The sequence below is a fragment of the Pseudomonas sp. St290 genome (assembly GCF_018325805.1).
In the GTDB taxonomy this organism is placed as follows: domain Bacteria; phylum Pseudomonadota; class Gammaproteobacteria; order Pseudomonadales; family Pseudomonadaceae; genus Aquipseudomonas; species Aquipseudomonas bijieensis.
In genome coordinates this window covers 5,064,108-5,075,947 of record NZ_AP014703.1, presented here as the reverse complement: position 1 = coordinate 5,075,947, position 11,840 = coordinate 5,064,108, and the positions used below count along the sequence as shown (strand labels likewise).

General features: G+C 61.1%; 9 protein-coding genes. 4 read left to right on the top strand and 5 right to left on the bottom strand.

Features of this window, described 5'->3' with window-relative positions; all coding sequences use genetic code 11:
* Window positions 1-13 precede the first annotated feature (13 nt).
* Window positions 14-565, top strand: coding sequence for a glutathione peroxidase (locus PBDP_RS22110; protein ID WP_212801313.1), 552 nt, complete (start codon window positions 14-16; stop codon window positions 563-565).
* Window positions 566-651: 86 nt separating this feature from the next.
* Here the strand turns inward: PBDP_RS22110 and PBDP_RS22105 are convergent, their stop codons facing one another.
* The 3 genes from PBDP_RS22105 to PBDP_RS22095 all read right to left on the bottom strand — a co-directional run bounded on the left by PBDP_RS22105 (window position 652) and on the right by PBDP_RS22095 (window position 3,054).
* The gene (locus PBDP_RS22105; protein WP_163857212.1) at window positions 652-1,926 is read right to left on the bottom strand and encodes an OmpP1/FadL family transporter; all 1,275 of its coding nucleotides are present in this window, start codon (window positions 1,924-1,926) and stop codon (window positions 652-654) included.
* Window positions 1,927-2,070: 144 nt separating this feature from the next.
* On the bottom strand, window positions 2,071-2,553 hold the full coding sequence (locus PBDP_RS22100) for a hypothetical protein (RefSeq protein WP_109753998.1): 483 nt from the start codon (window positions 2,551-2,553) through the stop codon (window positions 2,071-2,073).
* 276 nt (window positions 2,554-2,829) lie between these two features.
* Complete coding sequence (locus PBDP_RS22095; protein WP_053124246.1) at window positions 2,830-3,054, bottom strand: hypothetical protein; 225 nt, start codon at window positions 3,052-3,054, stop codon at window positions 2,830-2,832.
* 953 nt (window positions 3,055-4,007) lie between these two features.
* On the opposite strand from PBDP_RS22095, the gene PBDP_RS22090 reads away from it, so the two are divergent.
* Window positions 4,008-4,331 carry an SEL1-like repeat protein gene (locus PBDP_RS22090; protein WP_109753999.1) on the top strand — a complete coding sequence of 108 codons (324 nt, stop codon included), beginning with the start codon at window positions 4,008-4,010 and terminating at the stop codon, window positions 4,329-4,331.
* Window positions 4,332-4,519: 188 nt separating this feature from the next.
* Complete coding sequence (locus PBDP_RS22085) at window positions 4,520-5,905, top strand: DNA recombination protein RmuC (RefSeq protein ID WP_163858969.1); 1,386 nt, start codon at window positions 4,520-4,522, stop codon at window positions 5,903-5,905.
* A 174-nt stretch (window positions 5,906-6,079) separates the two neighbouring features.
* Here PBDP_RS22085 and PBDP_RS22080 read toward each other — a convergent pair whose 3' ends face one another.
* Together PBDP_RS22080 and PBDP_RS22075 are read right to left on the bottom strand one after the other, a co-directional pair.
* Window positions 6,080-9,550, bottom strand: a complete 3,471-nt coding sequence (locus tag PBDP_RS22080; RefSeq protein WP_212801312.1) for a hybrid sensor histidine kinase/response regulator — start codon at window positions 9,548-9,550, stop codon at window positions 6,080-6,082.
* 386 nt (window positions 9,551-9,936) lie between these two features.
* Complete coding sequence (locus PBDP_RS22075; RefSeq protein ID WP_109754002.1) at window positions 9,937-10,476, bottom strand: TetR/AcrR family transcriptional regulator; 540 nt, start codon at window positions 10,474-10,476, stop codon at window positions 9,937-9,939.
* A gap of 103 nt (window positions 10,477-10,579) precedes the next feature.
* Between PBDP_RS22075 and PBDP_RS22070 the strand changes: the two genes are divergently transcribed.
* Window positions 10,580-11,773, top strand: a complete 1,194-nt coding sequence (locus tag PBDP_RS22070) for an MFS transporter (RefSeq protein WP_109754003.1) — start codon at window positions 10,580-10,582, stop codon at window positions 11,771-11,773.
* The last annotated feature ends 67 nt before the right edge of the window (window positions 11,774-11,840 follow it).

Genomic DNA, 11,840 nt, shown 5'->3' with positions numbered 1-11,840 from the left:
AAGGAAAACCGACATGCTGATGCGCTGGCTTGCTGTTCCCGCCCTGTTGCTGATTGTGACCGGGCACGTATGGGCCGCCGATTGCCCGCCGTTGCTGGAGGGTTCGTTGCCCAAGCTGCGGGCCAAGGAAACCATCGATTTGTGCCAGCGCTTTGCCGGCAAGCCACTGGTGGTGGTCAACACCGCCAGCTTCTGTGGGTTCGCCCCGCAGTTCAAAGGCCTCGAAGCGTTGAACCAGCGCTACAAGGGCGAAGGCTTGCAAGTGCTCGGCGTGCCGTCCAACGATTTCAAACAGGAGTCCAAGGATGGCGCTGAAACCGCCAAGGTCTGCTACGTCAATTACGGCGTGACCTTCACCATGACCGAGCCACAGCCCGTGCGGGGTGCGGATGCGATACCGCTGTTCAAGCACCTGGCGGAACAAGCCGGTGCGCCGAAATGGAATTTCTACAAGTATGTGGTGGACCGCCAGGGCAAGGTCGTTGGCAGTTTTTCCAGCCGGATCAAGCCTGACGATCCCGATTTCATCAAGGCGGTAGAAGCAGCCATCGCCTCCAGACCCTGATCCTGCCACGAAAAAGCCCCGCCTCTTTGCAGAGAGCGGGGCTTTTTTGCTTCAGGTGGCGAGGGGTTCAGGTTCGCCGTGAAACATCAGAAGCGGTAAGTCGCACCGACACCGAAACCGTTGGCGCTGTTTTCGTATTTGGCGTTGTAGGACTGGCCGAGGGCATTGCTGCCACTGACGTTGACTTTTTCTTCCTTGAGGTAGGAATAAGCCACGTCGATGGTCAGGTCGTCGGTTGGGCTCCAGCCGGCGCCCAGGCTGAAGATGGTCCGGTCGCCGGTCGGGATGCGTGGCGAACGGTCCTGGTTGTTGGTCGGCGCCTGGTCGAAGGACAGGCCGGTACGCAGCACCCACTGCTTGTTCAACTGGTAGGAGGTACCGATGGCGTAGGCCCAGGTGTCGTGCCAGTTTTGCTCTTCGGTGATGGTGCCGAGAGCTGGGTTCACAAAACCGCCGCCAGTGCTGGTTCCTTCGTTTTCCACGGTGATTTCTTTCAGACGGCTCCAGCGAGTCCAGGTGCTGCCGGCGTAGACGGTCCAGGCATCATTGATTTGCTGGGTGACCGAAAAGTCCACCGACTCAGGCGTGGTGATGTCCAGCGAAGCGTCGTAGCGTGCGCCACTCAGTACGGCAGGAGGAGTGCCTGCACCTGGGTTGACTTCGGTGTGGCCTTCAAGTTTGTACTTGACCTTGGAATGGTAGGTCAGGCCGACACGAGTGGTGTCGGTTGCCTGGACTAGCACACCAATGTTGTAGCCGTATCCAATGTCGTCACCCTTGATCTCCACGCCGGCCTCAGGCAGGCCTGGTACGCCCAGATCCGATTCCAGGGAGCCGGAAAGACGGTTGATGGTCGGGCCGAAACCGATCGATACCTTGTCGTTGAAGGCATAGCTGACGGTTGGCTGGAACGTGACGACTTTCACTTCGCTCTTGCTGCCGAAACTCCGTCCCTGGAAGCCGTTTTCATAATCGGTGATCAAGCCAAACGGTGCGTAGACACCCAGGCCGAATGCCCATTGATCATCGATGGGCTTGACGTAATAACCCATCGGAACGCCAGTGAGCGGGACCATGTCGCCCTTGTTGGTGCCGGACTGGGTGCCGCTGGCATCGTCGATATCGGTGGAGGCATCAATGGCGGCGAAGCCACCGGTGACTTGCTGGCGCTTGAGGCGCGACATGCCGGCAGGGTTGCCAAATACGGTGCTTGCATCATCGGCAACAGAAGAACGACCAGCGAAACCAGTGCCCATGCCACTGATGCTTTGTTCGTTCAAGGCAAAGCCACTGGCGAAAAGTTGAGTGGATGCCAAGGTAACGGCAAGGCCAAGGGTGGTTTTGAGCATCATTTTTTTCATTGTTAGAACTCCTGGTGATCACCGGGGCGAAAATTACCAACATTTTCGTTCAAGCGCTATAGCCTGGATGGCTTGATTTAGAGCGGTTTTGTAGGACAATCCGACCAGATTCGCGACCGTTGTAGGAACTTTCCAAATTTCCCGTCAGCAAGCGACTTGGTTCAGAGGCGAAACACAGCTTTGCCAGGCGCAGGTGAAATCTCGCAGGCGCCCTTGGGGGTGAAAGGTCTGGCGCCAGATGCGGGCCATGCCCAGCAGGTCATCGGTTTCGGGAAGCGGGGTGTTCTGTTCCTCCACCAACAGCCAGGCAATGGCGGTGGCGTAGCGCAGGTTGACGGTCAGTTCCAGGTGCGGGCCGCTGAGAAAGGCGTGCTGGCTGGCCAGGCCACGTACCAGGCTGGCACGTTCCGGGTCCAGCGCCAGGTAATGGTCCCAGAGTGCCTGGTGTCGGGGTTCGGTAATGCGATACAGGCCATGCCCGCGTCGATCATGCAGGGCTGAGCCCAGGGCAGACTGGCTGGCGGCAATGCCCAGTAACAAGGATTCCGCCGTTGCGCTGTGGCGCTCAAGGTAGAGGAGCGTCGGGCGGATCACATATCGACACAGTTCGCTGGCTGCGATACCCATAAAACCCTCGAAGCGTGAAAGGGGCGGAGCCTGAAGAGTGTGGCCTTGGCAGCGGTGGATCGGTCCAGGCCCCGCCGGAAGCGGATCATGCCGCTTGACTTGAAGTGTAGTGTCATATTTGCGCTGTAAAGGACTGTTTTTAAAACATCTTCAACGAACGGTTATAACTGTTATATCCCTTGGTGCTTACGCCGTTTCGCTCGATCGAGAAATTCCGGGCAATAAAAAGCCCCGCTTTCTGGGCGGGGCCTTTGGGGTTTCAGCCTTTCTGGCGTCTCAGGCAACCAGTGCCTGGCGAGTACGCTCGATCACGGCCTGCAGCGGTTCAGCGCTGGAGTACTGATCGGGGTAGAGGCGTTCGCTGTGACGGGCGATGCCGTGTTCGTTGACCAGGGTGAAGCTGAAGCAGCCTTTGCGAGCGGCCATGATCAGGCAGTTCATCGGGGCAAAAGCGTTGGTTAGGGTGCGGATAGCATCCTGTGCATGGATTTGATTGGACATGTTATGGGTGTTCCTACAAATGACACGGTTAAGAACCGTGCAACGTTAAAACGTTCCAGTAACGTCGACCACCATTGGTCGAACGAAGAACCCGACTGGAACAAAGCAGCCAGTTTGAGCGCTATATAGAGTGCGCGCTTGGGCTGGCAGGTAGGTACTTAGGAGGGCAGGCAACACAGCGAGGGCAAAGGTTCTGGGCCCGGGGTGAAGATCCTGATCAATTTTGCAGGTTGGTTCGGTCAGAGTAATGAGCCTGGCAACACCCTTTGCGTTCGATCAAAGGCTGTGTTGGCGCAAGATTTACCTGGAAACCATCGAGGGGGTCGGTCTCTTTTTTCGATGAGGCGTCCTTTGAAGGATGGCTGACCGTGGAGATGTGTTCGACCCGGAATTGACTTTCAGCTTGGTACTAACGCTGCGGATACTAACGTATTGAACCCATGAAGGGAAGGGCGTTGGTTAAAAAATATTCAAATAGCGCGATAAACCAGGGGGAGTGAGCGATCTATAGCACAGGATTCAAGTGCGCGCAGATGCGCCCGTGCCAGCGACGCCGCGCGCGAGGCCTCAGGTTATCCCCAGGTTTTACCGCCAGATGCGCCAAAAAATTGCAGCGTTATAACCAGTTCGGCTGTTACTTGTGCACACTCGCTACACCACTTGTCACTGTACTGTCATGTCGAAACAATCCGGGGTGGGTGCCTGTATCCAAAATTTAAGTCAATGAAAAACATCGCTTTTTTTTACTGGTGAAAAAATCGTCAGTTTGAGCGCAGGCCCCGTTCCACAGGGCTTTGCGCGGGTTCAGGGTGGGTTGTCCACTGAGTTATCCACAGCTTCTGTGGATTGTCCCAAGCGCTTGCTCTAGCACGGGCGTGCTGGTTTTTTTCGGCTTTACCCGTACGAAAAAAGGAGTAGAGTGGCGCGCCTTCCGATCTGTCCCACAGTGTTTTATGAAGTTTCGCTCAGTATCAAATCCTGTTACCTCCGTACCCCCTCGTGTTACCCCACCCAAGCGAATTTCGATGCGGCTGGCTGAGTGGCTACTCGACAGCCCGCGACTGGGGGACAGCCCCAGCGTGAAGCACTTGGCCGGCCGTCTACTCAAGCAACCGGCCCGTGAAGGCGTGGTGGCTGCGCAAAGTCGCCTCGGGCAGTTGATGTGCCGTGAGTGCGGCAACGCCCGGGATCGACGCATCGGCCACGACCTGCTGCGCCAGGCCGCGCGGGCCGGTGATGATCGTGCTCGGCGGGCCCTCGGTGAAATCCAAGACTGAAAACGCAGACTGCGCTGGGCAACCCCCAGCCGCTTGGTTAACCTTCGGGCTTTATTTGATCGGCAGGAATTGTCATGGCTATGGATTTGACCAGCCTGTTGCTTGGCCTGGCAGGCGCTGCGCTGCCGTTGCTGGCACTGGCCTGGCACCTGCAACGTCAGGCCAGTGTCGCGCAGACCGAGCTGGCCCTGCTGGAAGAGCGCCTGGCTACTGCCCACATGGCCCACGATGGCCTCAACGCCCAGCTCGATGCCTGTCGCGACGAGATCAGTGACCTGAGCCAGGCCAACGCCGCCAAGCAAGCCGAGCTTGCCGCGGCCTGTCGTGAAGTCGAGTTGTTGCAGATCGAACGCGACAATGCCCGGGATGCGGCCCACGCCTGGAACCTCGAACGCGCCAACAAGGAAGCGGAACTGCGGCGGCTCGATGCCCAGGCGGCGTCGTTGCATGCCGAACTGCGCGAGCAGCAGGAAAGCCACCAGCAACGCCTGGATGACCTGCAAGGTTCGCGAGACGAGTTGCGGGCACAGTTCGCCGAGCTTGCCGGGAAGATCTTCGACGAACGTGAGCAGCGTTTCGCCGAAACCAGCCAGCAGCGCCTGGGCCAGTTGCTCGATCCGCTGAAGGAACGCATCCAGTCCTTCGAAAAACGCGTCGAAGAAAGTTATCAGGCCGAGGCCCGGGAACGTTTCTCCCTGGGCAAGGAACTGGAGCGCTTGCAACAACTGAACCTGCGCTTGAGCGACGAGGCGACCAACCTCACCCGGGCGCTCAAGGGCCAGAAGACCCAAGGCAACTGGGGCGAGCTGATCCTGGAGCGGGTACTCGAACATGCAGGCCTGGAGAAGGGCCGCGAGTATCAGACCCAGGTCAGCCTCAAGGGCCCGGACGGCGAGCGTTTCCAGCCGGACGTGTTGATTTATCTGCCGGGCGACAAGCAAGTGGTGGTCGATTCCAAGGTCAGTCTCACGGCCTATCAGCAGTACGTGGCCGCCGAGGACGACGCCATCGGTCAACACGCCCTCAAGCAACATGTGGCGTCATTGCGCGCCCATGTCAAAGGCCTGGCCGGCAAAGACTATAAACGCCTGGATGGCCTGCACAGCCTGGATTTCGTGCTGTTGTTCGTGCCCATCGAAGCGGCGTTTTCCGCCGCCCTGCAAGCCGAGCCGAACCTGTTCCAGGAAGCCTTCGACCGCAATATCGTGATCGTCAGCCCGACCACTTTGCTGGCGACCTTGCGGGTGATCGACAGCTTGTGGAAACAGGAGCGCCAGAGCCAGAACGCCCGGGAAATCGCCGAGCGGGCCGGGTGGCTGTATGACAAATTCGTCTTGTTTATCCAGGACCTGGACGAGATCGGCAGTCGTTTGCAGCAGTTGGACAAAGCCTACAGCGCGGCACGCAATAAACTGACAGAAGGGCGCGGCAACCTGATCAGCCGTAGTGAACAGCTCAAACTGCTCGGCGCCCGGGCCAGCAAGAGCTTGCCGGCGGAGTTGCTCGAGCGAGCGATGACGGGGGCGGACGGGTTGCCCGAGTTGTCCGAAGAAGCCGAACCTTCTCAAGACTGAAGCAAGCCCTAAGGCTGAAGCAAAACCCAAGGCTGAAGCAAACCCCTGTGGCGAGGGAGCTTGCTCCCGCTTGAGTGCGCAGCACTCACGAAAAAGGGGGCCGCTGCGCAGCCCAGCGGGAGCAAGCTCCCTCGCCACAGAGGCCACTATGTTCCCAGGATCACGGTGTGGTGCCTACAACGGCAAATGCCGACTCAGCAACGCCCGCAACGCCGCTGGCTTCACCGGCTTGGCCAGGTAATCCAGGCCCGCCGCATGCACCTGGGCCACCGTTTCCGGCCGGCCATCGGCACTGATCACCACCCCCGGCACCGGCTCCCCCATGCGTGTGCGCAACCAGGCCATCAGCTCGGTGCCGGTCTCGCCGTCGTCCAGATGAAAATCCACCAGTGCCAGTTGTGGCCGGCCACCCTGGGCCAGCCAACGCTCGCATTCTTCCCGGTTGCGCGCCGTCCACACCTGGCAACCCCAGCGTGTCAGCAGGCTGTTCATGCCGATCAGGATGCTGTCTTCGTTATCGACGCACAGTACCTGCGCGCCGCTTGGCAAATGGCCGCTGGGTTCGGCGACCACGCTGGGTACCGCGGCCTGCGTATGGGCCAGGGGAACGCTGACGCTGAACACGCTGCCGCGCCCTGGCCAGGAGCGTACGCGCAAGGTATGGCCCAGCACGCGGCATAGCCCGTCGGCGATTGCCAGACCCAGGCCCAGGCCTTTTTCGGCACGGGTCTGGTGGCTGTCCAGGCGCTTGAACTCTTCGAAAATCACCTGCAGCTTGTCCTCGGCGATGCCCGGCCCGCGATCCCAGACTTCCAGGCACAATTCGCCGTTGCGCCGACGTACCCCCAGCAGCACCGGCCCCTTGGCGTAGCGGAAGGCGTTGGTGAGGAAGTTCTGCAAGACCCGGCGCAGCAGCTTGATGTCGCTGTCCACCCGCAGGTGCGAACCGCGCACGCGGAATTTCAGGCCCTGTTCCTGGGCCAGGGCGGTGAATTCGGCGCCGAGGATATCGAACAGTTCGTTGAGGACGAAGGGCTTGCGGTCCGGGTTGATCTTGCCGTTTTCCAGGCGGGAAATGTCCAGCAGGTCGCTGATCAGGTCTTCGGCGGAGCGCAGTGAGCTGTCCAGGTGCTGCACCAGTTGTCGGGCTTCGTCCGGCAAGTCGTTGCACTGGTGGGACAGCGCGGCGGAGAACAGGCGCGCGGCGTTGAGCGGTTGCATCAGGTCGTGGCTGACCGCGGCCAGGAACCGCGTCTTGGATTGATAGGCCGCTTCGGCGGTGCTCTTGGCTTCGGTCAGGGCCAGGTTCAGTTGGGACAATTCCCGGGTGCGTTCGGCCACCCGTTGCTCCAGCCCCTCGTTAGCTTCGGTCAGCGCTTGCGCGGCCTCACGGAAAGCGGTGATGTCGGTGAAACTCATGACGAAACCGCCGCCAGGCATCGGGTTGCCGATCAGCTCGATGACTCGGCCATTGGGGAACAGCCGCTCGGAGGTGTGGGCGCGGCCCTGGCGCATCCAGTGCAGGCGTCGGGCGACGTGGACTTCCGCTTCGCCAGGGCCGCAGAGGCCACGTTCGGCGTTGTAGCGAATGATGTCGGCAATGGGCCGGCCAACACTGATCAAGCCGTCCGGATACTTGAACAGCTCCAGGTAGCGACGGTTCCACGCCACCAGTCTGAGGGACTGATCGACCACGCTGATGCCCTGGGTGATGTTCTCGATGGCACCTTGCAGCAAGGCGCGGTTGAACTGCAGCACTTCCGACGCTTCGTCGGCGATCCGGACGACGTCTTCAAGCTGCATCTCCCGACCTTCAATGGCGGCTTTTACCACAGCTCTTGTCGAAGAAGCCCCAAGTACACCGGCCAGCAGGCGTTCGGTGTGGGCGATCCATTCGCTGTCGGCGTTCTGGGTCGGGTTGAAGCCTTTGCCCTGGCGGTAGGCAAAACGGATGAAACTCTGCCGCGCCCGTTCTTCGCCGACGAAGCGCGCGGCCAGTTGCAACAGGTCTTCGATGTGTACCGCCAGCATTGAACGGGGGTTGGGGCGGGCGCTGATTTCCTGGCCGATGAAGCGTCCGGCCTGCCAATGTTCCGAAACGCGTGTGCGCGACAGCACGGAGATCCAGGCAAACACGGTGAAGTTGCCGGCCAGGGACAGGACCACCCCTTGGGTCAGTGGCGTAATCGGCAAGTTCAATGGGTTGCCGTGCAACCAGGCCAGGCCCGGGAAGCTGCTCAGCGACCAGCCCAGGCTGTGGGCGGCTATCGGCAGCACCAAGGTGTAGAACCACAGGAAAATCCCTGTGGCGAGGCCGGCGAACACGCCGCGGCGGTTGGCCTGTTTCCAGTACAGCGCGCCGAGCATGGCAGGGGCCAGCTGGGTCACGGCGGCGAAGGCGATCTGGCCGATGGTCGCCAGGCTCGCCGTCGAACCCAGCAGGCGGTAGCTGACATAGGCCAGCAACAGGATCACCACGATGCTCACCCGTCGCACCGAGAGCATCCATTGGCGGAACACTTCGAAAGGCCGTTCGGCGTTGTTGTGGCGCAGCAGCCAGGGCAACAGCATGTCGTTGGAAACCATGGTGGACAGGGCCACGCTGGCGACGATCACCATGCCGGTCGCCGCCGAGGCGCCACCAATGAACGCCAGCACTGCCAGGGCCGGATGGGCCTGGGCCAGCGGCAGGCTGATGACGAACGAGTCCGGTAGCACGGAACTGGGCAGCATCATTTGCCCGGCGAGGGCGATGGGCACCACGAACAGCGCGGCCAGGGCCAGGTAGGCAGGGAATACCCATTTGGCCAGGCGCAGGTCCTGGGGCTCGATGTTCTCTACCACGGTCACATGGAACTGCCGTGGCAAGCAGATGATTGCCATCATCGCCACCCCGGTCTGCACCACCATGGACGGCCAGTTGATGGTTTCTTTCCAGTATTGCTCCAGGCGTGGGGCGAGCATCGCCTGGTTGAACAGGTCGTCGAAGCCGTCGTAAAGACCGAACGTCACGAACGCACCGACCGCCAGGAAGGCGAACAGCTTGACCAGGGATTCGAAGGCAATCGCCAGCACCATGCCGCGATGGTGCTCGGTGGCGTCCAGGTTGCGCGTACCGAACACGATGGTGAACAGCGCCAGAATCAGCGAGACGATCAGCGCGGTGTCCTGGGCACGGGTGCCCATGGCATCGGCCCCGGCACCGATCAGCAGGTTTACCCCGAGCACGATGCCCTTGAGCTGCAAGGCAATGTACGGCAACACACCGACCAGACAGATCAGCGCGACCACTACTGCCAGGGACTGGGACTTGCCATAGCGGGCGGCGATGAAGTCGGCAATGGAGGTGATGTTCTCCTGCTTGCTGATCATCACCATCTTCTGCAGGACCCACGGAGCCAGCACCAATAGCAGGATCGGCCCGAGGTAGATCGGCAGGAAGGACCAGAGCTGTTCGGCGGCCTGGCCGACTGCACCGAAGAACGTCCAGCTGGTGCAGTACACCGCCAGCGACAGGCTGTAGACCCAGGCGCGCATGCGTGGCGGCAGCGGCGTGCTGCGCCGGTCACCGTAGAAGGCGATGGCGAACATGATGGCCATATAGGCCAGGGCGACAATGGCGATCAGCCCGCTGGACAACGACATGGAAACTCCCGGACAAAGACACCGGGACCTGGGCCCGGCAGGACAGTCTCGCACGCCGGCCCGGGTTCGTCAGTGTCGACCAAGGTCGAGGCGTGGCGGGGAGTCGCGGGTTGCGATCAGCATTGGGTTATAGGGTGTTCTGGCGGGCCTCATCGCGAGCAGGCTCGCTCCCACATTTGATTGGGGGTGAACCATGGATTTGTATTCACCTCAGGTCCCTTGTGGGAGCGGGCTTGCTCGCGAAAGCGCTGGGTCAGCTTGCATCAATGTTGAATGTGCCACCGCCTTCGCGAGCAAGCCCGCTCCCACACTGGGTCTCAGGCGAATATAAATTTTGTGTTCACCCCCAATCAAATGTGGGAGCGAGCCTGCTCGCGATGGCGGCCTTACTGACCCAACGCGATATCCACCAACCGATACAACTCCTCGACCGCCAACGGCGCGGTGGCGAAGAGGATGCGAAACACCGTCGGCGCCACTACCACATTGATCAACCGCTCGACGCCAGGGTTCGGCGCATCTGGGTAGCGATCCAGGATGATCTGCAACTGGGTACTGAGGATGCCCACGCAATGCCCCGGGGTGGCGCAGGCCTGGATGTCGCGCATCATGTTGCGACCGGGCTCGGAACTCATTTCGTCCAGGTACTGCTCGGCCCAGGCGCGTAGGTCGCCGCGCAGGCTGCCGGTGTTGACCGGTTCGCTGTCGGGGCGCATGCGGGCGATGGCGACGTCGGCCAGCAGCGCCGGCAAATCGCCCCAGCGCCGATAGATGGTGGACGGCGTCACCCCGGCGCGTGCAGCGATTTGCGGCACGGTCAGGGTGGCGCGGTCCTGCTCTTGCAGCAGGGCGCGGACCGCCGAATGAATCGATTCCTGGACCCGGGCGCTTCGACCGCCGGGGCGTAAACCTTCTTTAATAGCCATGCATCGGACCTTAACACAAAGAATTTGCTTTAAGCACACGTCGGTAGCACACTCCGCAAAAGCAAAAAATTAGCTTTTGCGAATGTTCTTGTGGAGCGTGCCCATGTCCCGTCCAGCTTCGACCCGCGCCAGCCTGATCTTCCTGGCGATCACCTTGCTCGGTTTTCTCGCCGCGTCCAGCGCGCCGACGCCGTTGTATCACCTCTATCAGGAACAGTTGCAATTTTCCCCGGCGATCCTGACGCTGATTTTCGGTGTCTACGCATTCAGTTTGTTGGCGGCCTTGCTGACCGTGGGCTCGCTGTCGGATTACCTGGGGCGCAAGCCGGTGATCTTCGTGGCGCTGTTGCTCAATATGCTGGCGATGTTGCTGTTCATCAATGCGGACAGTGTCGCCTGGCTGATCGGCGCCCGCTTGATCCAGGGCTTCGCCACGGGCATGGCCACCAGCGTGCTGGGCGCTGCGTTGCTGGACTTCGACCGCCGACAAGGCCCGCTGATTACCAGCGTCGCGCCCTTGTTGGGCATGGCGTGCGGGGCGTTGGGCTGCGGCCTGTTGGCGGAGTTCGCGCCGCTGCCGCTGCAACTGACTTACTGGATTCTGCTGGGGCTGTTCCTGATTCAGGCCCTTTATATCTGGCGTCTGGCGGAGAGCGTCAGCCCGCAACCCGGTGCCTGGCAGTCGCTGCGTCCGACCTTGCATGTGCCGGTCCAGGCGCGGCGGGCCTTGTGGCTGATACTGCCGCTGAACCTGGCGGCCTGGGCGGTGGGCGGTTTCTATTTGTCCTTGGCGCCTTCCCTGGTGCGGGCCGCGACCGGGTCGACATCCAACCTGATCGGCGGTGCACTGGTGGCGGTGTTGACGCTCACCGGCGCGTTGTCCATCTATACGCTGCGCAACCAGGAAGCCGACAAGTTGCTGCGCCTGTCCGCGAGCCTGTTGGTGATCGGCCTGGCGCTGGTGCTGGTCGCGGTACACGGCGGCAGTTTGCCGTTGTTCTTCATTGGCACGCTGGTGACCGGCAGCGGTTTCGGCGCCGGGTTCCTGGGGGCGTTGCGCAGCATCATGCCGCTGGCCTTGCCCCACGAGCGGGCCGGTTTGATGTCGGCGTTTTATGTCCTCAGCTACCTGGCGTTCAGCCTGCCATCGTTGCTGGCCGGGAATCTGACGCGGGTGTTCGGGTTGATCCCGACGACCGATGGTTATGGCGCGGTGCTGATCGTGCTGTCGGCCGCTGCGTTGCTGGGGTTATCGCGTCAGTCGGTAAAGCCGGCAGGCGAGGGTGTTCGGCCTTGAAGCCGTGAGTGCAGGCGCCGCTGGCAGTGGGTTAGTCTTGGCGTCTCAGCATTTTTCCGGGCGATCC